The 21,375-nt window shown below is 66.3% G+C and carries 20 protein-coding genes; 11 read left to right on the top strand and 9 right to left on the bottom strand.

Annotated features, from left to right (window positions below):
* The first annotated feature begins 184 nt into the window (after positions 1 to 184).
* The gene (locus tag AC1MEQ_RS07635; RefSeq protein ID WP_479795413.1) at positions 185 to 730 is read left to right on the top strand and encodes a YceI family protein; all 546 of its coding nucleotides are present in this window, start codon (positions 185 to 187) and stop codon (positions 728 to 730) included.
* Between the two features lie 80 nt (positions 731 to 810).
* Here the strand turns inward: AC1MEQ_RS07635 and AC1MEQ_RS07640 are convergent, their stop codons facing one another.
* The 4 genes from AC1MEQ_RS07640 to AC1MEQ_RS07655 form a co-directional block, all read right to left on the bottom strand.
* Positions 811 to 1,809 carry an NAD(P)-dependent alcohol dehydrogenase gene (locus AC1MEQ_RS07640; RefSeq protein WP_479795415.1) on the bottom strand — a complete coding sequence of 333 codons (999 nt, stop codon included), beginning with the start codon at positions 1,807 to 1,809 and terminating at the stop codon, positions 811 to 813.
* Entirely contained in the window at positions 1,806 to 2,399 is a 594-nt protein-coding gene (locus AC1MEQ_RS07645) for a dihydrofolate reductase family protein (protein WP_479795417.1), read from the bottom strand. The genes AC1MEQ_RS07640 and AC1MEQ_RS07645 overlap by 4 nt, the downstream gene beginning before the upstream one ends.
* A gap of 97 nt (positions 2,400 to 2,496) precedes the next feature.
* The gene (locus AC1MEQ_RS07650; protein ID WP_479795419.1) at positions 2,497 to 3,153 is read right to left on the bottom strand and encodes a flavin reductase family protein; all 657 of its coding nucleotides are present in this window, start codon (positions 3,151 to 3,153) and stop codon (positions 2,497 to 2,499) included.
* A 29-nt stretch (positions 3,154 to 3,182) separates the two neighbouring features.
* Positions 3,183 to 4,589, bottom strand: a complete 1,407-nt coding sequence (locus AC1MEQ_RS07655; RefSeq protein WP_479795420.1) for a purine-cytosine permease family protein — start codon at positions 4,587 to 4,589, stop codon at positions 3,183 to 3,185.
* A gap of 179 nt (positions 4,590 to 4,768) precedes the next feature.
* Here AC1MEQ_RS07655 and AC1MEQ_RS07660 point away from each other — a divergent pair, with 179 nt between their 5' ends.
* On the top strand, positions 4,769 to 5,434 hold the full coding sequence (locus AC1MEQ_RS07660; protein ID WP_479795422.1) for a GntR family transcriptional regulator: 666 nt from the start codon (positions 4,769 to 4,771) through the stop codon (positions 5,432 to 5,434).
* 16 nt (positions 5,435 to 5,450) lie between these two features.
* Here the strand turns inward: AC1MEQ_RS07660 and AC1MEQ_RS07665 are convergent, their stop codons facing one another.
* Positions 5,451 to 6,197 carry a FadR/GntR family transcriptional regulator gene (locus tag AC1MEQ_RS07665; protein ID WP_479795426.1) on the bottom strand — a complete coding sequence of 249 codons (747 nt, stop codon included), beginning with the start codon at positions 6,195 to 6,197 and terminating at the stop codon, positions 5,451 to 5,453.
* 91 nt (positions 6,198 to 6,288) lie between these two features.
* Here AC1MEQ_RS07665 and AC1MEQ_RS07670 point away from each other — a divergent pair, with 91 nt between their 5' ends.
* From AC1MEQ_RS07670 to AC1MEQ_RS07685, 4 genes are read left to right on the top strand one after another with little or no spacing between them, the layout of a single operon-like run.
* On the top strand, positions 6,289 to 7,176 hold the full coding sequence (locus AC1MEQ_RS07670) for a carbon-nitrogen hydrolase family protein (RefSeq protein ID WP_479795428.1): 888 nt from the start codon (positions 6,289 to 6,291) through the stop codon (positions 7,174 to 7,176).
* Entirely contained in the window at positions 7,173 to 8,516 is a 1,344-nt protein-coding gene (locus AC1MEQ_RS07675; RefSeq protein WP_479795430.1) for an APC family permease, read from the top strand. Before AC1MEQ_RS07670 ends, AC1MEQ_RS07675 begins: the two co-directional genes overlap by 4 nt.
* Before the next feature lie 56 nt (positions 8,517 to 8,572).
* Positions 8,573 to 9,352, top strand: coding sequence for a nitrilase-related carbon-nitrogen hydrolase (locus AC1MEQ_RS07680; RefSeq protein ID WP_479795432.1), 780 nt, complete (start codon positions 8,573 to 8,575; stop codon positions 9,350 to 9,352).
* Between the two features lie 58 nt (positions 9,353 to 9,410).
* A complete protein-coding gene (locus AC1MEQ_RS07685; protein ID WP_479795433.1) occupies positions 9,411 to 10,247 on the top strand; it encodes an SDR family NAD(P)-dependent oxidoreductase in 837 nt (278 codons plus the stop codon).
* A gap of 33 nt (positions 10,248 to 10,280) precedes the next feature.
* Here the strand turns inward: AC1MEQ_RS07685 and AC1MEQ_RS07690 are convergent, their stop codons facing one another.
* Both AC1MEQ_RS07690 and AC1MEQ_RS07695 read right to left on the bottom strand, forming a co-directional pair.
* A complete protein-coding gene (locus AC1MEQ_RS07690; RefSeq protein WP_479795434.1) occupies positions 10,281 to 11,819 on the bottom strand; it encodes a long-chain-fatty-acid--CoA ligase in 1,539 nt (512 codons plus the stop codon).
* 501 nt (positions 11,820 to 12,320) lie between these two features.
* Complete coding sequence (locus AC1MEQ_RS07695) at positions 12,321 to 13,445, bottom strand: tellurite resistance/C4-dicarboxylate transporter family protein (RefSeq protein WP_479795435.1); 1,125 nt, start codon at positions 13,443 to 13,445, stop codon at positions 12,321 to 12,323.
* Between the two features lie 941 nt (positions 13,446 to 14,386).
* Here AC1MEQ_RS07695 and AC1MEQ_RS07700 point away from each other — a divergent pair.
* Genes AC1MEQ_RS07700 through AC1MEQ_RS07715 form a run of 4 tightly spaced genes read left to right on the top strand, consistent with a single transcriptional unit; the run spans position 14,387 to position 18,401 of the window.
* Positions 14,387 to 14,872 (top strand): CBS domain-containing protein, encoded by a 486-nt coding sequence (locus tag AC1MEQ_RS07700; protein WP_479795436.1) that lies wholly within the window; start codon positions 14,387 to 14,389, stop codon positions 14,870 to 14,872.
* Between the two features lie 48 nt (positions 14,873 to 14,920).
* Entirely contained in the window at positions 14,921 to 16,003 is a 1,083-nt protein-coding gene (gene pdhA, locus AC1MEQ_RS07705; protein WP_479795437.1) for a pyruvate dehydrogenase (acetyl-transferring) E1 component subunit alpha, read from the top strand.
* A 17-nt stretch (positions 16,004 to 16,020) separates the two neighbouring features.
* Positions 16,021 to 17,013: an alpha-ketoacid dehydrogenase subunit beta gene (locus tag AC1MEQ_RS07710; RefSeq protein WP_479795439.1), complete on the top strand. Its 993-nt coding sequence runs from the start codon at positions 16,021 to 16,023 to the stop codon at positions 17,011 to 17,013.
* Between the two features lie 8 nt (positions 17,014 to 17,021).
* Positions 17,022 to 18,401 carry a dihydrolipoamide acetyltransferase family protein gene (locus AC1MEQ_RS07715; RefSeq protein ID WP_479795440.1) on the top strand — a complete coding sequence of 460 codons (1,380 nt, stop codon included), beginning with the start codon at positions 17,022 to 17,024 and terminating at the stop codon, positions 18,399 to 18,401.
* 451 nt (positions 18,402 to 18,852) lie between these two features.
* On the opposite strand, the gene AC1MEQ_RS07720 is transcribed toward AC1MEQ_RS07715, so the two are convergent.
* Positions 18,853 to 19,197, bottom strand: a complete 345-nt coding sequence (locus AC1MEQ_RS07720; protein ID WP_479795442.1) for a bifunctional 3-phenylpropionate/cinnamic acid dioxygenase ferredoxin subunit — start codon at positions 19,195 to 19,197, stop codon at positions 18,853 to 18,855.
* Between the two features lie 175 nt (positions 19,198 to 19,372).
* On the opposite strand from AC1MEQ_RS07720, the gene AC1MEQ_RS07725 reads away from it, so the two are divergent.
* Complete coding sequence (locus tag AC1MEQ_RS07725) at positions 19,373 to 19,819, top strand: SRPBCC family protein (RefSeq protein WP_479795444.1); 447 nt, start codon at positions 19,373 to 19,375, stop codon at positions 19,817 to 19,819.
* A gap of 20 nt (positions 19,820 to 19,839) precedes the next feature.
* On the opposite strand, the gene AC1MEQ_RS07730 is transcribed toward AC1MEQ_RS07725, so the two are convergent.
* Positions 19,840 to 21,096, bottom strand: a complete 1,257-nt coding sequence (locus AC1MEQ_RS07730; protein WP_479795446.1) for an acyl-CoA dehydrogenase family protein — start codon at positions 21,094 to 21,096, stop codon at positions 19,840 to 19,842.
* Positions 21,097 to 21,375 lie beyond the last annotated feature (279 nt).

Below are 21,375 nucleotides of genomic sequence, written 5' to 3' on the forward strand. Positions count from 1 at the left end.
TGGCAATCCCGCGGCTTCGCAAGGCCGCGACCCGCCCCACGATTCCGCCGATGGCGCCCCTGTCGAGCGATGCGTGGAAATCGATTCAAAAAAATGCTTGACACTTCAATCATGTAGTGTCATAGTTATATGCATAAGCATACAAACCTCCCGGTTCAGCCGGAGAAAAGCAAAGGAGTCCAACATGTCAGTTACGCTCACCCCCGGCACCTGGAAGCTCGATCAGTCCCACACCGAGGTCGGATTCAGCGTCCGCCACGCAGGCATCAGCAAGGTCCGCGGCGCGTTCACCGAGTCGGATGCCACCCTGGTGGTCGGCGAATCCATCGAGGGCTCGAAGGTCGAGGCCGTCGTGAAGACCGCCTCCTTCGATTCCAATGACGAGAACCGCGACGGCCACGTCAAGGGCGAGGACTTCTTCAACGTGGAGCAGTTCCCCGAAATGACCTTCGTCTCCACCGGCGCCGCAGGCGACCAGGAAGACTTCGTCCTCAAGGGCAACTTGACCATCAAGGAGACCACCCTCCCGGTCGAGTTCAAGGTCGAGTTCGGCGGCGTCGCCGTCGACCCGTTCGGCGCCACCCGCGCCGGGTTCTCCGCCACCACCCAGATCTCGCGCAAGCAGTTCGGCATCACCTGGAACGCCGCGCTCGAGGCCGGCGGCGTGCTGGTCGGCGACAAGGTGACCATCAACGTCGACTCGGCGTTCGTCCTGCCCTCGGCCAACTAGGTCAAGCAGCAACACATCGACGCCGGTCGTCTCCCCTGTCCGGGGAGCCGGCCGGCGTCGTTTTCATGGGCGGGTCGCGTTCAGTTCAGCACCACCGCCTTGAGCGACTCCGGTTCGCGGCGGGCCAGCGTCAGGGCCGCCTCGGTCTCCTCCAACCGGAACCGGTGGGTGATGAGCGGCTCCGTTTCGACTGCACCCGCGGCGATCAGAGCCAGGGCCGTCGGATAGGTGTTGGCGTAGCGGAAAACGCCGGTGATCGACAGCTCCCGTCCCTGGATCAGGGGGACGCTGACCGAGACCTCATCGGCCCCTATGCCCACCAGCACGGCCCGCCCGGCGGGGCCCAGCGCCCGCAGTCCCGATCCAATCGCCGCCTGCGCACCGGAGCATTCCAGCAGCACCGTGAAGCCTGCGGGCAGCTCGCCATCGGCCCCGACCGCCCGGAATCCGAGGCCCCTGGCAACGGCCAGCCGGTACTCGCTGAGGTCCGTGACCGTGACGTCCACTGCTCCTTGGGCACGCGCGACCTGGGCCGCGAAGAGCCCGATCGGCCCGGCTCCGGTCACCAGCACACGGTCCCCCGCCGTGACCCCTGCCTTGTGGGCGGCCCACACGCCGACGGACACCGGTTCGGCCATGGCCGCTTGCTCGAACGTCAGTCCGTCCGGGGCCCGGTGGGCGAAGTCGGCGTCGATGGCGACGAATCCGGCGATCGATCCATCCACGGGCGGTGTGGCGAAGAAGACGACGTCGGGGCACAGGTTGTAGCGCCCGGACCGGCACTGTTCGCAGCGACGGCAGGGAACGCCGGGTTCCAGCGCGACCGTTTCGCCCATGCGGCCCGGATCGACGTCCGCACCCACCGCGGTGATGACCCCTGCCGATTCGTGGCCGATGACCATCGGGGCCTCGAGCATGAAGTCCCCGATCCTGCCGTGCTCGTAGTAGTGCACGTCCGAGCCGCAGATGCCCGTGGCCTTCACGGCGACGACCACTTCGTGGGGCGCGGGCGTCGGAACGGGACGGTCCTCGATGCCCACGTCGCGGATGCCGCGCAAGACGGCGCTCGGGTTCTTCATGCCTGCTCCTCCTCGTCCGGGCGGCGGATGTACGTCATGATCGCGTTGCCGCCGTCGAAGCGCGAGATGTCCTCGAGGTCGAAGACCGTGGGCGAAAACGCCCCGGAGAATGCCGACCTACCGGCACCGGCGACCACTGGGTATTGCTTGACGATGAGCCGATCGATCTCTGGCAGCAGAACGGAGGCGAGTTCGCCGCCACCGGCCAGGTAGATGTCCAGCGCAGAGTCCTCGGACTTCAGCGATCGGACCACATCCACGGGGTCCTCCGACATCATGGCCACCGCCGGGTTCCGCTGCGCCGGGCTACAGGAGAAGACGATCTGCTTCAGGTGTGAGTAAGGGCTGGTGATGCCTTCGGCGAGCGCGGGCTCATAGGTGCGCCGGCCCATCACGACCGTGTCGAAGGTCTTCAGCGGCGTATCCGCCAGCCCTACCTGGGAGCGGATGTGGGAGGGGATCGTATCCGGGTACTCGGCAAGCATGTGCGCCATGTACTCGTCGGAACTGGGGTAGAAGTCGATCTCGTCGCCGGGCCCCGCGATGTAGCCGTCGATGGAGACGGCGATGTAGTAGACCAGTTCGCGCATGGAAAGCCTTCCGCTCGGGTTTCCCCGAGACTACCGGTCGGGAGCCCCTGCCTGCGTGGGGCACCCGCGCGGCGGCCGGCGTTCACGTGGCCGCGGGTCAGCCCGGCTGGCCTGCCAAACCTGCCATCTCATCGGCGTCGGATTGGGGGACGCGCATCTCGAAGGTGTCCGTGACGACCGCGTAGTCGTAATAGCCCATGCGGGCAATGGGCTTGACCTTGGCGATGTCGATCCGGCCGTCGGCCGTCAGTGCGGACTCATCGAGATGGATCCGCTCGACGGTCGCGTAGACGACGTCGATGCTCCCGACCTTGGAGTTGCCGGACAACCGGTGGGTCGACAGGTACTTGCATTCGTAGTGGAAGGGGCTTTCGGCTACCATCGGCGCCGCCGACAACTCGGCGCTGCGGCGGGTGACGTGCAACCGGTCGAATTCGCTCTCCCCGCGCGGCAGGGCCATGGCACTGGTGTTGACTGCCTCCCGGAGGTCCCATGTGGCCATGTTCCAGACGAACCAGCCGGTTTCCTCCGCGTTGATGACGGTATCCTTGCGGCGTCCATCGGGATATTGATTGGCCGCGAACATCACCATGGGCGGGTCGAACGTCAGGTTCTGCCACTGGCTATAGGGGGCGATATTGTCCAGCCCCTCGGTGCTGGTGCTCGAGAGCCAGCCGATGGGACGGGGCACGGTGAGCGCCTTGAACGGAGCGAAGGGCAGCGGGCTTTTTTCGGTACGTGGATCGTATTTCATGGGTTTCCTTATCGTGTTCGTTCGAGGGGTTAGCGGGAGGGGTTCATGTCACCGGCGTCTTGTGCTACCGGGTGCTGTCGAAGCGTCCTACGGGCTGGGGAGAAGACGTAGTAGCCTGCCCCGGAAACGACCAACCCGATCAACCAGGCAATTTCGGCTCCACCCAACCAGTCGGCGATCGGTCCGACGTAGATCGGACTGTTCATGAAGGGGATCTGGACCAGGACACCGGCGGCATAGGCAGCGATGGCCACGAAATTGGTCCGTCCGTATTCGCCGTCCGGCTGGAAGAGGGCCTCCACGTTGTAGCGCTCCTTGCGGACCCAATAGAAGTCGACGAGGTTGATGGCCGACCAGGGGGTCATGAAGTAGAGGAGGAACAGCAGGAAGTTCGTGAAGGTGGCGACGAAGTTGTTGGTCGCCGCCAGGGCCAGGCCGAGGGCTGCGGCCGAAATGAGCAGGATGTAGATGGTCCGGCCCACCCGTCCGACCAGTTCTGTGCGGGTGATCGCCGTGACGATTGTCGCCAGCGACATGAACCCTCCATAGGTGCTCAGCGTATTGCCGGTGAGCTTGCCACAGATCACGGCCAGCAGCACTAGCCAGGCGAATTTTCCGCCCAGGTCCGCGAGATATCCGACTTGGTTGGCACTGAAACTGTCCCCGCCCAAGGTGGCTCCCAGAGCGCCCAGCGTCATGGCCAGGGAACCACCGATGACGCTTCCGGCGAAGGTCCAGCCCATGGTGGCCGCCTTGGAGGTGTTACGGGGCAGGTAGCGCGAATAGTCAGCAATGTAGGGACCGAACGTCAATTGCCACGATGCGGCGAGGGAGATCCCCAGCACGAAGGGAGCGACGGCGAAGCCGGCATCCTGCGTGAGCATCCCGGCCCCTGGCCCGGCCAGGATGCGGATGAACAGCACCACGAAGACCACTGCGCTCAACGCCGTGGCCACCTTGGAGAACTTGTGGATGTACCGGTAGCCGACGATGGCGAGCAGCGTGGAGAGCGCTGCGAAGATGATGGCGCCTGCCTGGGTGGGGATGTGGAGAAGATCCCCGATGGCCTGGCCTCCGAGCACCAGGCCGGTGGCGTAGAAGCCGAGGTAGATGATCAGGGACAGGACCAGCGGCAGGATCGCTCCGTAGTAGCCGAATTGCGCCCGGCTTTGGATCATCTGGGGAACGCCGAGGATCGGGCCCTGGGCGGAGTGCAGCGACGTGACGAACCCGCCGAGGATATTGCCGATCACCGCGGCGGGGATGGCCCACAGGGCGGAGTTCCCCAGGACGACGAACAGTGAACCGGTCACCACCGCCGTGATGGAGGTGTTGGCTGCGAACCAGACGAAAAACAGGCTCCGGGGCGAACCGTGCCGCTCGGCGTCCGGAATGAAATCAATGGTCCGTTTTTCTATCCGGGGTGGGGTATTCAAGGGAAGCCTCCGTATCAAGGGGTCAGGCTGCCCGTCTCCGAAACGATGTGCAACCGATATATCGGTAACATATGGGTAAGATCACAAGAAGTCAATGCTTTGTCGCATACGTTGGTTCGAGGGGTTACAGACCCCGCCACATTGCGGAACAGTCACGGGGAGGTCGGGAGATGCCAGCCATGGGAAAGGCCGAAAGCGCGTACGCGGAGCTGGAACGGATGATCGTCTTCCAGGAGATTGCCCCGGCGTCACTGGTCTCCGAATCCCGCCTGACCGAGATGACCGGTTATGGCCGCACCCCGATCCGCGAGGCCCTGCAACGCCTGGCTCGTGAACGGATGGTGCAGATCCATCCGAACAAGGGCGTGCTCATTCCCGCGACGTCCGTGGAGTCTCAGCTGCGGTTGCTGGAAATGCGCCGCGCCCTGGAGGTCCTCGCGGTCACGTTGGCCTGCCAGCGGGCCGGGACTGGCGATCAAGAGCAAATGACCGCCATGGTGCGGCGGCTAAAGGAGGAAACCTTCACACTGGTGACCTACCTCGAGACCGTGAGCACCACGCACCACCTGATCACCGCCGCGGCCGACAACGACTACGTCTCCGAGGCGCTGGCTCCGGCACAGGCGTTGTCCCGCAGATTCTGGATCGCGCACATGCGGGACCAGGAACACCACATCCACGTGGGGGCACGGCTCCACCAAAGGATCCTCAAGGCGATCCTCACTGCCGACGAGCCAGGAGCTGCCGCCGCCTCCACCGCCTTGAATGACTACCTCGTCGAATTTGCCTACGACAGCCTCGGACCCTCCCCACGTTCCGGAGGTGCGGCCACCCCGGCATCATGAGGGGAACAGTCCAGGGCTATCCGGACTCCAGCAGCCCCATGAACATGGTGCGATGCAGGACATCGACATGGCGCCGGGAAATCTCCACGGCCCGAACGACATCCCGGTCCCGGAGTGCGGCCACCAGCTCGACATGGTCGGCGTTCGCAGTGTGCAGCTCATTGATCGGGTACGGAATGAAGTAGGCGTAGAGCTCTGCCAAGGTGCGATGGTATTGCTCCGTCGCACCGTTCATCCCGGCCGCCGCTCCCACCAGGCGATGGAAGTGTTCGTCGGCCTGGTGGTATTCGGCCCACGTCGCGGATGCCGCCATCGTCGCGGTCAGTTCATCGAGCTCCGCCAACTCGCCCTCCGTGGCGGTCAAGGCGGCGAAGTGCGTGACCGAACATTCGAAGAGCAACCGCCGGTCCACGAGCCGGTGCACTGCGGCGAAATCGGTGGGGCCGACGGCGAGGGCCCGTAGCGCCTCCACGGGCGGATCCTCGGCCACGAAGGTTCCACCATGGCGGCCGCGACGGCGCACGACGATCCCCTCGCCGGCGAGGCTGGTCAGCGCCCGGCGGGCGGTGATCGTGCCGACCGAGAGGCCGGCGGCGACCTCATGCTGGTCCGGCAGCCGCTCCCCCGGACGCAGCAGACCCAGCGATATGGCCATCGCGATACGTGTGCGCACGGCGTCGATGGCGGTGATCCGCTCGATGCCGGCCAGCGCCACGCCGCCGATGGGCGACTCGTCGCCGGGTTCTTCGTCAGGCACGCTCATGCTCCTACTCTAGGTCCGTCGTCGTACTAGTTTTCTATTCGTTCATTGTGATCTATTATGTGCTGAGTCACAACAACGTCCGGAGCCCAACATGACCTCGACACTGCCGCTCGTCGCCGCCCAGGCTGCCCCACGCCTCATCGGCGAACCGCTCTCCGCCTTCGCCGCCGAGGTGTCCGATGCGCTGGCCGCCCGACCCGACGCCCGGTTGGTGGTGTTCCCCGAACTGCATCTGTTTGGGGACGGGTCGCCCGACCTCCAGCGCACCGAGGCCCTGCAGGGCGCCGCCGAGCCGCTCGATGGCCCGCGGGTGGACGGCCTGCGGGCCATCGCCCGCGACCTGGGCATCTGGCTGGTCCCGGGCAGCGTCTGCGAGCGCGGTCCCGACGGCGAACTCTTCAACACCGAGCTGGTCCTCTCCCCAGTCGGTGAGATCGCAGCGAGCTACCGCAAGATCTTCCCGTGGCGCCCGCACGAGCCCTACGACCCGGGCTCGACGTTTGCCACCGCGGACCTCGAGCAGACCCGGGTGGGGCTGAACATCTGCTACGACGCCTGGTACCCGGAAACCACCCGCCAGCTGGCCTGGATGGGCGCCGAGGTCATCCTCAACGTCGTCAAGACCACCACCGCCGATCGCGCCCAGGAGCTCGTCCTGGCCCGGGCGAACGCCATCGTGAACCAGGTGTTCATGGTCTCGGTGAACTGCGCCGGACCCGTGGGCAAAGGTCGCAGCATCATTGTCGGCCCCGAGGGCGAGGTCATCGCCGAGGCCGCCGACGCCGAACCCAAGCTGCTCACCGCCGAACTCGACCTCTCCGCCGTCGCACGGGTCCGTGAAAACGGCACCGCCGGGGTGAACCGCATGTGGTCGCAGTTCCGGCCCGGCGAGGCACCCATCCACCTCCCGGTCTACGACGGGCGCATCGATCCCGTCACCTGGACCCCACAGCACCGATCCCCCAGGAGCACCCCATGAGCACGCAACCCACCCTGACCCGGACCCTGAAGCTCCCCTCGCTGGTCCTGTTCGGCCTGGCCTACCTGACGCCGCTGATCGTGCTCGGGATCTTCGGCGTCATCGCCGAGGAGACCGGCGGGGCCTCGTCGTCCGCCTACCTGGTGGCGATGATCGCCATGCTGTTCACCGCGCACAGCTACGGCCGCATGGCCATCACCTACCCCGTGGCCGGTTCCGCCTACACCTATGTGCGCCGGTCCATCGACCCCCGGGCCGGCTTCCTCGTCGGGTGGGCGATCCTTCTGGACTACCTCTTCCTGCCCATGGTGATCTGGCTGATCGGCGGCTCCTACCTCAACGCGCAGTTCCCGGGCATCCCGATGGCCGTGTGGATCATCGGTTTCATCGCCATCACCACGGCGCTGAACATCCTGGGCATCCAGGTCGCCGACAAGGCCAACTACGTCCTCATGACCTTCCAGATACTGGTCATCGTCTTCTTCGTCGTGCTGTCGATCGGCCACGTCTTCTCCGCCGACGGCGCCGGCGGGCTCCTCAGCGCCGGCCCGTTCACCAACCCGACCTCCAGCTTCGGCACCATCACCGCCGGGGCGGCCATCGCCGCGTACTCGTTCCTGGGTTTCGACGCCGTCACCACGCTGACCGAGGAAACGATCGAACCGCGCAAGAACATGCCGCGCGCCATCATGCTCATCGCGTTGATCGGCGGCGGGATCTTCGTCCTGGTCTCCTACACCACCCAGCTGGTCCACCCGGGAGGGATGTTCGAGGACTCCGCCTCCGCGGCCAGCTCGATCGCCCTGCAGATCGGCGGGACCGTGTTCGGGGCGGTCTTCCTTGCCGGGCTGGTCGTCGCGCAGTTCTCCTCGGGGCTCGCCGCCCAGGCCAGTGCATCGCGCCTGCTCTACGCGATGGGCCGCGACTCGGTCCTGCCGAAGGCAGTGTTCGGCCGCCTCAATGAGCGCTTCCACACCCCCGTGCTGAACCTGCTCATCGCCGGTGCCGTCGGCCTGATCGCCATCTTCATGGACGTGGCCACCTCGACCTCGTTCATCAACTTCGGGGCCTTCACCGCGTTCACGCTGGTCAACGTGTCGGTGGTGTTCCACTACGTCCGCGAGGCCCGGGCCGGTCGGCACCTGAACGTCGTCAGCTGGGTCGTCATCCCCGGGATCGGGGCCATCATCTGCGGCTTCCTGCTCTCGCAGCTGGACGTGCATGCCCTGACGCTGGGCCTGATCTGGCTGGCCGTCGGCGTGGTGGTGCTGGCCATCATCACCCGGGGATTCCGCGTGGCCCCACCGGAGATGAAATCCACCGACGAAGTGGCAGTCTAGGAATCGGGCCACGGCCCGGGACAACCGGCCCTGCCGGGCGAAGACGGAGGAAACGCATGCGCATCGCCGTGGGACAGATGGCCTCGGGGCACGACGTCGATGCCAACCTGCGCGCAATCGAAGCTGCTGCCCGGCGAGCCTCGGGCAACGGTGCCCAGCTGCTGGTGCTGCCGGAGTACGCGACGTACGAGAAGAACGCTGTGGACGCCACGTTCCCGGAGGTCGCCGAACCCCTGGACGGGCCGATCTGCACCGAGCTATCGCGGATCGCCGCCCGGCACTCAGTGGCCCTGGTTGCCGGGGTGGTGGAGACCGGTACGCGGCCAGGCAAGGCGTTCAATACGCTGGTGGCCTTCGACGACTCCGGCCGGCGGCTGGCCGCCTACCGGAAGATCCACCTCTTCGACGCCCAGGGGTACGCCGAATCCGACTACATCGAGCCGGCACCGGACGCCGCCCCGGTGACGTTCGAACTCGACGGCGTGCGCTTCGGCCTGCAGGCCTGCTACGACCTGCGCTTCCCCGAGCAGTCCCGGTCCCTCGTCGACGCCGGAGCGGACGTGCTGCTGGTCTGCGCCTCCTGGGTACCCGGAGCGGGCAAGACCCGACAGTGGCAGGTCCTCACAGCAGCCCGCGCCATCGAGACCTGCAGTTTTGCCGTCGGGGCGTGCCAGGCTGCACCGGTTTCGGTCGGGCACAGCTCGGTCATCGACCCCTTCGGCACCGTGCTGGGCGGACTCGGCACCGGACCCGGGCTGCTCATCGTGGACATCGACCCGGACCAGGTGGAGCTTTCCCGCCGCCGTTTCCCCGTGGGCACCCAGCGGCGGCTCTGACCCGGTGCCGTCCCCGGTTAGTGGTCTACTGGGACCATTACCTGACGGAAGGCCGAACATGCCATTGCCCCACCCCTCGAACACCGGAGCCGCGCTGGTCACTGGCGCCTCATCCGGGATCGGCGCGGAACTGGCACGCCAACTCGCCGCCCGTGGCCACCACGTCATCCTGGTCGCCCGACGCGAGGCACCATTGCAGGCCGTCGCGGCGGACATCATCGCGCGCGGCGGTAGCGCCTCGGTCATCGCTGTCGATCTCGCCGATCCGGCCGGCCGCGCGGCGCTTCCCGAACGGGTCGCGGCCCAGGGCCGCCGGATCGAGATTCTGGTCAACGATGCGGGCGTCGCCACCACTGGTGCCATCAGCGCTTCGGACACCGCCGCCGAGTTGCGGGTCCTGGAGGTCGATGTGGCGGCGGTGCTCGACCTCACCACGCGTTTTCTGCCGGACATGGTCGCCCGTGGCAGCGGCGCCGTCCTCAATGTCGCCTCCACCGGCGCTTTCCAGCCCCTGCCCGGGCAGGCCAGCTACGGGGCGGCCAAGGCGTTCGTGCTCTCGTACACACGCAGCCTCGCTGCGGAACTTGCGGGCTCAGGGGTCGTGGCGACGGTCCTGTGCCCGGGGCCTGTCGCCACGGGGTTCGGCGAGCGCGCCGGGTTCCCGGCCGACGCGGCGGCGGCCACCCTGCCGAAGGCGATGTGGCTCTCCCCTTCCCGGGTGGCGGGGTTCGGGATCGAGGCCCTGGACCGCGGCCGGACCGTCGCCATCCCGGGCTGGCTGAATCGCACGCTGGCCGTCGTCAGCCACCTCGTACCCTCCGGGCCCTTGGCAGCGGCGGTCGCGAAGTCGCACCCGGGCCTGAAGCCGGCCGACACCGCAGGACCCAGGCACTGAACGCCCGGGTCCCGGAGGTGGCAACTGGGACGGTTAGTCCGTCTGGTACTCCGCCACCAGTTCGCGCTTGAGGATCTTCCCGCTGGGACCGACCGGGAATTCGCTGACGATCCGCACCACCCGGGGGTACTTGTAGGCGGCCAACCCGTCGGAGGCATAGTCGCGAATGGCGTCCGGCGTGAGCTGGCTGTCGGGGACGAGGGTCACCGCGGCGACGATCTCCTGGCCATGCATCACATCCTCGATGCCGAAGACGGCGACATTGGAGATCTCCGCATGCTTCATCAGGTACTCCTCGACCTCGCGGGGGTACACGTTGTATCCGTTGCGCAGGATCATGTCCTTTTTGCGGTCCATGATGCGCAGGTACCCGTCCTCGTCCTTGGTGCCGAGGTCGCCGGTGCGGAACCAGCCGTCGACCATCGCTTCGGCCGTTGCCTCGGGGCGGTTCAGATAACCGGCGAAGAGGTTGTGGCCGCGGACCACGAGTTCGCCGAGTTCCCCGCGCTGCAGCAGCTCTATGGCGTCGAGGATTTCGGGGCGCGCGATCTCGACGTCGACACCCCAGATGGGCGTGCCGATCGTGCCGGGCACCGGCGGGCGGCCGACGTGGTTGAAGGTGGCGACAGGGGACGTCTCCGTGAGTCCATATCCCTCGTACACCTTCGACCCAAAGTTCTCCTCGAAGGCCTCCAGGGCAGCCATCGGCAGCGAGGCACCGCCGGAGACCGCGTAGCGCAGCGCGGTGGGCTTTTCCGGCCGGTCGCGGAAGGCCTGCAGCAGCGCGAGGTACATGGTCGGCACCCCGCAGAAGATCTCGATCTTCTCGTCGATCACCATGTCCAGGGCCGCGGCCGGCGTGAACTTGGGCAGCAGCATGATCTCCGCGCCGGCGCGCAGTCCGGCGTTGAGCACGACGGTCTGCCCGAACGTGTGGAACAGCGGCAGGCCGCCGAAGATGCGGTCGCCCTCGCGGAAGTCGAAGGTGCTGGTGAGCAGGACGTTGACCTGTTCGAGCAGCGCGAAGTGGCAGCCCAGCGCCCCCTTGGGTTTGCCGGTGGTCCCCGACGTGTAGAGGATCGTGGCGATGTCGTCCGGGCGCATGGGCAGGTACGTGCCGATCGGCTCCGCGGCGGCGGCGCGGTCCTCGAGACGATCGTGGTCCCCTGCCTCGGGAGCCAGCACTGTCAGGACATCGACGCCGGCAGCCTCGGCCGCCTGGGCCCCTTGCTCCAGCAGCGGTGCGGCACACACCAGCAGGCCCGCCTCCGCATCGCGCAGGATGTATTCGATCTCGTGGCGTTTGAGCAGCGCGTGGATGGGCACGACGGTCCCGCCCAGGGCCAGCACCGCGTAGTAGGTGCGCGCGAAGTCGGTCACGTTGGGGATGAGCACGGCGACCCGCGAACCCGGCTCCACGCCGGCGTCGCGGAGCGCCCCCGCATAGGCACGCGTCTGGCCCCAGAGATCGGCGTAGCTGACCGATTCGCCTCCCAGGGTCACTGCCGGACGATCGGCGAAGCGGTGGGCGGATTCTGCCAGGATGGCAGCGACGGACAAGGTGGCGTACATCGCCGCTCCTCTGATCAGGGTGGTCTGTGTCACATCAGTGTGTAATGAAACTGGGGTTCAAGTCAAGAGACTCAGTTTCACATGGGTGCGCGTCTCGGCTACCGGAGCTAGCCATACCCGGCATGCGGGCGCGACCGAAAGAACTTAGAAGCAACAGTTGCTAAATGTCCGGGGTCCATCTACATGTGTGGCCATCGCGGGAAACCGTCATTCGTCGGGTATCCGGACTGGAGCAGTTGGCGAACCTCGGCGTCGGTTTTCAGCAGCACGGTCGAATCCGCAGGCGATCATGCCGGGCCATTGATTGGCGTCTGCAGCCCCGCGGAACTGGAGGGCACCAAGTCGCTCGCCGAGGTCCGGCACCCGCAATGACCGCGGGCCACCTGCACGTGGTCAAACGCGAATACGCCACATGGTCCGTCTGGAGAACCCGCCACCTGGCCGCCCGAAAACGGAATGGCAATGGGAAGCGGCCGCGGTGATCCGGTCTCGGCGTGGAACCTAGCGCCGTGAACCCGAGCGTGGATGGCGGCCGGCCCGCTGTCGGCCAAGCCATGCGGTGCCAGCAACAATCATCGCGAAGGTGGAAGCAAGCCAGGCGAGTACCGCCACCCAGATGACGACCGCGCCGAGAACGACCATGAAGTGCAGACCTTCAACCCTGCCGAAAAGCATGCTGGCCGTGGCATACATCCCGAGGGGAAAGACTATGCTCCACAGGCTGATTTCGTAGCGGAGCGGCCGGTGTCGCAGGAAGTGCCTCCAGATCCCGAAGACCACCAACAATGGAATCCACCACAGGCCGAGAGCCCACAGGATGTAGCTGATGCCGGCGACGACGGGCGCCGTGGTTTCGAGAACGGGCGTCTCCGGGGGCAACCGAAGTATTTGCGACCCGGCAAGCACCGAGATGGCTGTTGCCCCCATGTAGATCCAATACGTCGGGCTCAGGGCGGCGGGATCCACGGCATGGGTGAGTAGCCTGATCGTGACCAGTGTCGCGACGATGAGATAGAGCATCACTCCGACGCCCCAGAGCCCGACAGCAACCGCGGCCACGAGTGCGGATCCGCCCACCCGAGCCATCATTGATGCGGCCACGGCCAGGGACTGGGTTCCCACGACCCAGAGGAACCAGCTGCCGTTGATTTCCGCCATAATCGGGCTTCTTCGCTCCGCGACGAGCAGTTCCGTCGGCAACATGTAGTTGAGCAGCGTCCAAATGACCGCGCTCAGCGCCGCGAGAGCTATGGCAGTACCGGTCCATCCGTACATTTCGAAGTGCGTGCCAACCACATTGGCAGCAGCCACGAGCGTGAAAAAGCCGAATGCCCGACCTGGACTGCGAATATCCTGCATCACAAGACCGAACTTCCCCGTCAACCGGAGCACGGTTGCCACGGAGAGCACCAGCCCACCGAGAATCGCAATGATGAACAAGATCAGGGCCGGCAACGGCGCACCGTAGACGTCGAGTCCGGTAGACACGATTCCCGTTGCCATCACAAAGGAGAAGGATGCGGGCGGCAGGTTGGCTATCAGCCCGCCGGATGTCTTGTCCACCCCTGGAATGGGCGCGTTGGCCGGATTGATTTGTCCATCAACGAATTCGTCGGGGAACCCCATGGTTAGCGTGCCGGCGAATGCAACGGCCGGTGTGGGACGACAGGCTTGGGACGGCTCAGCACCACCGCCGGTTGTGTGCGTGCTGAACTGGCGACGACGCCTGAACACCGGGGCCTTGCTGTCATGCCCTCACCATATGCATCGAAAGGTCTTGATGCCAATGGGAAGAAACAACTCGGCCGGGTTCCCGGGAGCGGCGCCCTGGGCGCCGACCGACGATGCCGGTAACGGGCCGATGCCCCGCCTGGTCATGTTGCCCCGTAGGCGAGGTGCGGAGAGGGCAGGCACTTGCCACTATGGTTCCCGGCACACCCGATGGGACCGGGCACGCAGGTACGAATCTTGAAAACCGGGGGGTTGTTCCCACATTGCGATGGTGGCGGGCCCCTTGAGCCACAGGTGGGGAGCCGGACACGAACCCGCGATGGCGCCGGCCTCCTGCAGGTTGAGCACGAGGCGGCCGTCGAAGTCGGTGGCCATGTTGATGAGCAATCTATGGTTCACTCCACGGATTCCGGGAGCCCCGGTGCCGGTTCGCTCAAGGCAAAGGGTCGCGGGTGGTCGCCGCGACGATCGATGGCAACAAGCTGCATCCATATGACGAGGCGGTCTCCCTGGCGAAGGAGACGCGTTCGGCCGCGGCCGACTTGGCCGTCGGGGCGACCTTCGGCCCCGGCGCCTGGGGCCTCACTCCAGGTTGGCAAATACGCCTCCGGCATTCGGAATGCCCTTGAAGCGTGACGCGGGGGGAGGCCGGCCGATTCCAATCCTCGGTCGATCACGAAGCAGATGAGCGGCGTCCAATGTGCCGAAGCCGCACCCGTACCGTTTCAAAAGCCGGTCTTTCTGGCTAGGGTCAATCCCAGGGCATAGGTTTCAGAGCACGGCCGTCCCGCTCTCATCCTGCCGATGGGACCGGCGAATCGAAGAAGGTGCGTTCAGTGGAAGCATCAGTCGCGACAACGGCCGCAGAGATCATGACTTCGCCGGTGGTAACGGCATCCCCCGGAATGCCGTTGGCGGAAATCGCCACGCTTCTGGGCGGCCACCACATCAGCGCGGCCCCCGTCGTGGATGGGAGCGGGCATGTGGTCGGCCTCGTCAGCGAATACGACCTGCTGGCCAAATCCGGGCCGACAGCCTCCGCCGTGATGACCACTTCCGTCATTTCGGCCACGACCGATACGCCCATTGCCGACATCCGCCAACTGCTGATTGAACAACGGATCCGACGACTGCCCATCCTTCAGGACGGACGCCTGGTGGGCATCGTCAGCCGCGGCGACGTCATGGCACTGCTGGCCACCGAGTGGGTGTGCGGCGTCTGCGGCGAATCGTTCCGGGGAGAGCATCCTCCCGGTAGCTGCCCGAAGTGTCACGCCGGCAGTGACCGGTTCCATTTTCAGGAACAGCTGCCCGGGCCCTGACCGCAACGGTGGACAGCGAAGCCGGCGGCAAGCAGAGAGAGGTTCGTTATGGCCGACATGACAGGCACGGTGGAGGAAAACGAGAGCGACCGCGGACCCCGGGCTCCCGAGTCCGTCGACGCCCTACTGGGCTACTACCGGCAGATGGTGCTCATCAGATCGTTTGAGTTGACCGCCTCAGAAATGTACAAGCGCGCCAAGATCGGCGGCTACTGCCACCTGAACCTCGGCGAGGAGGCGACCGTCGTCGGCCTGATGGCTGCGCTGCAAAGCCGCGACTACCTCTTCACCAACTACCGCGACCATGGCTACGCACTCTGCCGCGGCATGGATCCGGGTGCGGTGATGGCCGAATTGTTCGGCAAGGCCACCGGAGTGTCCAAGGGCCGCGGCGGCTCCATGCACATGTTTGACACCGCAACCCGGATGCTGGGCGGCTACGGCATCGTCGGCGGACAGATACCCCTGGCAACCGGGGCGGCGCTTGCCCTGACTTACCGCGCTGGGCCGGGGCCGGAGACGGAGGCCGTCATGTGCCACCTCGGCGACGGCACCACGAACATCGGCGCTTTCCACGAGTCGCTGAACATCGCAGCCATCTGGAACCTGCCCATCGTGTACGTGATCGTGAACAACCGGCTGGGCATGGGCACCACCGTCGAGACGGCTTCGGGCGAACCGGAGCTGTACAAGCGCGGCGCCTCCTACCGGATCCCGGGGGAACGCATCGACGGCAATGACGTGATCGCCGTCCGCGACGCCGCCGCAGGGGCGTTGGAAAGGGCACGCAGCGAGCGCCGGCCGGGGCTGCTGGAGGTGATGAGCTACCGCCTGAAGGGCCACTCGGTGGTCGATCCCGCGCGCTACCGTTCCGCCGAAGACACCCAGGAAGCCAGCCGGGCGGACCCGGTGCCGGCCCTGCGGGCACGGATGCTGAAGGCCGGGACACTCGACGAGGACGACGCGGCGGAGGTCGAGGCCGAAGTGGATAAGCAGGTGGCGGCCGCCGTCGCCTTCGCCGATTCCAGCCCGGACCCGGCGCCGGAGGAGCTCTTCGATTTCGCTTACGCCACGCCCGTGGCCAACGCCCCGCATGCCCTGCCCGGCGATCCTGTAGTCGACATGCCATGACCAGTACAGGAGAGACGATGCCCATCATCACCTACCGCCAGGCATTGAACGAGACCCTGCGCGCGGAGCTTGCCCGCGACGAGAGCGTGTTCCTCATCGGCGAGGAGATCGGCATTTTCGAAGGCTCCTACAAGATCACCGCCGGACTGCTCCAGGAGTTCGGTCCTGCCCGGGTGCGTGACACCCCGATCGCCGAGGAGGGCTTCGTCGGTGCGGCCATCGGTGCAGCGATGCTGGGAATGCGCCCCGTCGTCGAAATCATGACAATCAACTTCAGCCTGATCGCCGTCGACCAGATCGTGAACCATGCGGCCAAAATTTACGGCATGTTCGGCGGGCAGACGCCGGTGCCCATCGTGATCCGCACCCCCGGCGGCGGCGGACAGCAACTGGCGGCCACCCACTCACAGAACCTCGAGGTCTGGTATGCACATGTGCCGGGCCTGAAGGTGGTGGCTCCTTCCACCCCGGCGGATGCCAAGGCACTGCTGACCGCCGCGATCCGCGATGACGACCCGGTGATCTTCCTGGAAAACCTCTCGCTGTACAGCACCAAGGGCGAGGTGCCCGACGGCGAACAGGTCGCAGAGATCGGCAAGGCGGCAGTCGTCAAGGAAGGCTCGGACGTGACCGTGATCGCCTACTCCCGGGCGAGCACGATCGCGCTCGAGGCCGCACGCCAGCTGGAGGAGGAGGGCATTTCGGTGGAAGTGGTAGATCTGCGCAGCCTGCGTCCCCTGGACCGGGAGACGGTCTGTGCATCGGTGCGCAGGACCAGCCGTGCCGTGGTGTTCGAGGATGATTGGCTCAGCTATGGCATCGGGGCGGAAATTTCAGCGACCCTGATGGAGGGTGCCTTCGACTACCTCGACGCACCTGTCCGCCGGGTGGCGGCCGCCGAGGTGCCGCTCCCCTACGCCAAACCGCTGGAGTTGGCCGCGTTGCCCGATGCCAACGATCTGATCAGGGTCATTCGCGAGCTGCTTGAAGCCACGAGCTTCATCCGTTAGGAGACACCGTGCCTGAAGTAGTGATGCCCCGTCTGTCCGACACCATGACCGAGGGCGTGCTCAGCCGCTGGCTCATGAACGAAGGCGATGTAGTCAAGAAGGGCGATGTCCTGGCCGAGGTCGAAACGGACAAGACCACCATGGATTTGGAGGCGTTCGAGGCGGGGGTATTGGAGCGTCGGCTGGTTCCCGAGGGGGCTGTCGTTCCCATCGGGGAGCTGGTGGCCGTCATTGGCGATGGCAGCAGCGGGAACCCGGCAGCGGCTGGAGACGTGGCGACGGCGACCGGCGGTGTCGGGGCGCAGCCTGCGGAGATGGCCGGCGATCCGAACCAGCAGACGGCAGCGCCAAGCCCTCCCACGACTGGCCAGGAAAGCCAGGCGGCCCACGATGCCCCGGCAGTTCAGAGCGCTGGCCCAGCGGCCTCGGCCGGGGCGGGCGAGTCCGCCAGGGGAGGCGAGCCCAACCGGGCCGTTGGACGCGTGCTCAGCTCCCCGCTGGCCCGCCGCATCGCCGCCGAACACCACCTTGACCTGGCGCAGGTCGCCGGCACCGGTCCGGGAGGGCGCATCGTCCGAGCCGACATCGAGGCCGCAATCAAGGCACAGGGCGGGGCAGCGGCCGCAGGATCGGCAGTTGGTGCATCGACCGCGGCCGCCGGGGTGGTCGGCAAGAAGACGTCGGGCGGGGGCACGGAAGATACGGGCACCGAAGAGATCCCGCTGTCCAGCATGCGCAGGGTAACGGCACGGCGACTGTCAGAAAGCGCGGCGGCGCCGCACTTCTTCCTGACCAACATTGTGCGGGTCGACCGGCTGCTGGCCTTTCGCACCGAGGTCAACGAGAGCTTCGCCGAAGCCGGCACGAAGATCAGCGTTACGGACCTTCTGGCCCGGGCCTGCGCCGTCACGCTGCGGGCGCACCCGGAGGTGAATTCGTCGTGGGGCGGGGACAAGATCCTCCGCCACCGCCAAGTCAATATCGGCATCGCCGTTGCGGTGGACGATGGGCTGATGGTGCCCGTAGTGACCTCCGCGGATGACAAGGGGCTGGCCACTATAAACGCGGAGATTCGGGACCTGGCCGAGCGGGCCCGCGTCGGGCGCCTCAATCCGGCGGAATACAGCGGGGGAACGTTCACCATCAGCAACCTGGGCATGTACGGGATCGACAACTTCACCGCAGTGATCAATCCCCCCGAAGCCGCCATCCTGGCGGTAGGAGCGGCCACTGAGGAGGCGTTTGTCGAGGACGGCCAACTGCGTACCCGCCGCATCATGAAGATCACGCTCACCTCGGACCACCGTGTCCTCGATGGCGCGGTGGCCGCGGCGTTCCTCCGCGACCTCAAGCGGACACTGGAAGAACCCCTGCGCATGCTCCTGTAGCGGGTGCGGCGGAGAGCGGGAAGCACCCAGCGGAGTGGGCCAAGGGAAGCGACACGGCGGAGTTGACCGATGGAGGCGCCCTCGGAGTCGACCAAAACTAGCGGGGCCGCGGGCGCCAGATGGCGGCCAGCGCCGCGGGATCGGTGATGGGCAGAACCACTTTGCTCGCGCTCCAGCAGGTAGGACGCGAGCCGCTGCTCCACGTCGTTGCCCGTCAATGATTTCATCAGCCGTTCCGCCCGTTCCAGCCGGATGCTCATGGCTTCCGGCATCTTGAAGGCTCAGCGGGAGAGGCCAGCAGCAGTGCCCGGACATCATCGTGGTGCAGGCTGCAGATGTCTATTTCATCGAGCGTGGGCGGAGCCGTCCGCCGGTGCCGCGCTGATGACCGAGTTCTCGCCGCTGAGGTCCCCCGCCCCATGACGCTAACGGGCTGTTCCTGCGGTTTCCGCTACTCGACTAAGGTGGGCACCCCCGGATAGAGGAGCACCGTGCCATCGCGCACCTCGACCTTGTGGGTGCGGGCATTTTTGGTGGCCGGCAAACACAGCACTTTGCCGGTCTTGAGGCAGAAGCGGGAAGAGTGGAGCGGGCATTCGACCTCGCCTGCCTCGATCCACCCCTCAGCCAGTGAAGCCGCCCCGTGCGTACATTCGTCATCGAGCGCGTAAAACTGCCCATCATCGCTGTGGAATACAGAGATGTCCGTGCCGATGCCGGTTTCCTCGGCATCGACGACCTTTGCCTCACCGATTCCGATTCCCTCCACGGGGCAAACGCTGATGGACCTGCTCACGACTCTCCTCCTGACCGTTGTATCCGGCCACCCGCGGGTGGCCCGTTTCCAGTATTCACGGAGAAACTTCTTTACAGCCTAATCGGCCGAGGATTCACTCATTGGCGATTGGTGAATGGTGATGATGCCGTCGGCCGAGTTGCGCTGGGCAACCACCCCAGCGTAGGAATGGCCCATGGAACAATCCCCGTATTTCGTGACCCGCCAGCGCCTGGTCGAGGCCCCACCGTCGGCGGTGTTCGACCTGTTGGCCGATCCGGCACAGCACGTGCTCATCGACGGCTCCGGCACCGTGAAGTCCTCCCGTGATGAGGTTCCCCAGCGGCTGGCTCTCGGTTCCGAATTCGGGATGGACATGCGGCTGGGCGTTCCTTACCGGATCCAGAACACCGTGGTCGAGTTCGAGGAGGACCGGCAGATCGCCTGGCGTCACTTCAACGGCCACCGGTGGCGGTATGAATTGGAGGAGGCACCCGGTGGAACGCTGGTGAGTGAAACCTGGGATGCCTCCCGCATCAAACACCAATGGATCCTGCGGCTGATGGGCTTCACCCGGAGCACGCCGGGGAACATCGAACGCACGCTGGACCGGTTGGCCGCGCGCTTCCAGGGCACCCACTAGCCAGCACTCCCCTCGGGGCGCTACTTCGATGCGGCGGAGGCCCCGATCGCCCACACCCGGGGCAACGCCGTGCCGTTCACCGACAGGTCTCCGACCAGCCGGGCCTTGAAGACGTACGGGTTGTGGTTCCCGACGGTGCGCGCGTTGCGCCAGTGCCGGTCCAGGTTCTTCGCCGTGGACGTTGCCGAGGCGGCCAACGCGTCAAAGGCGTGGGAGATCGCGTTGACGGACAACGGGGTCAGTGCCACCTGGGCCTCTGCGGAGGCGAGTTCGGCGGCGTCGTTCACCTGCTCTTCCTGTTGGAGGGTGAGTTCTCCTGCCCGCAGCTGGAGCGCCGCGTCGTGGGCGTCCTGCAGGGCCGCGGCCACCTTGTCGACGATCGCCTCCCCCGCGAATCCCGCAGCGGCCAGTTCGCCGATGACCTGCAGGATCTGCGGATCCTCGCGCCACACCGGCGCCGCTGCGTGGCTGAACGTCCGGGTCCGGGCGCGGACCTCGTCGGAGAACTCACGCTGGGCCGCCCGGATGCTGCCGGCCTGCACCACCAGCAGCACCGCCTGGTAGAACGCCGTCTGGTATTTGAACCGGGTGTCGAAGTCGATGAGGTTTTCCTCCGTCACCACGGCGTCGGTGAACGTGGAGGATCCGGAGCCGGTGGTCTGCTGGCCGAAGCCATCCCAGTCGTCGCCGTGCAGCACCCCGGGCTGGTGGGCGTCGACCGCGGCGATGATGCGGGTGGAGGTGTCGGTGCGTTCGGCGTAGACGTCGATCCAGTCGGCGAAGATGCTGCCGGTCGAGTAGAACTTGGTCCCGTTCACCCGGAACTTCCCCGGCCCCAGATCCGGGGCGGGGACGACCTTGGTCTGCACCTGTCCGACCTCCACGGCGCCGATTTCGGTCCACGAGTTGCCGACGAGCTCCCCCCGCACGAACCGATCCAGCCAGACATCCCTCCCCGGACCGGGCTCGGCGAGGATGCGGTCCTCGACGAAGGCGAAGTGGGCGCGCAGGGCCTGGGCGATGTTCGAGTCGGCGGCGGCCAGCTCGGTCAGCAGTGCGAAGAGTTGTGGCAGGGAGGCGCCGAGGCCGCCGTGTTCGGCGGGAACACGCAACGCGCCGAATCCGGCGTCGGCCAGCTCGCGGATCTGGGCGGCGGGCAACTCGTGGTCCTTTTCCCGTTGGGAGGCACCCGCGGCGATGCGCCCGAAGATCCGGCGGAAGCGGGCGGCCAGCTCCGGGTAGGACGCGGTGGTGGGTTCGGCGGTCTGCTGGGTCATGGTTGCTCCTGGCGTTGGTTCGTGGCTCCTGCTGCCGAAACTAGCCTCCGTCAGGGCGCGTCGAGGCACCGTGACGGCGGATGACGGCCGGTGACCGGAGATGACGTGGGGACAGCCCGGAAACTGCTGGTGCCGCCGTCGTACTGTGACTTTTCGACGTCACCCAGGGACACAATCGGTCGCGGGACGTCCATCCCGGTCATCTGCTGTTGCGCAGCCGCCCCGGTTCCTAGCGTGGGGTGCACCGATGACGAACCGGGCGCACGACGCCCTCGACGA

The organism is Arthrobacter sp. ASL1 (assembly GCF_056680475.1).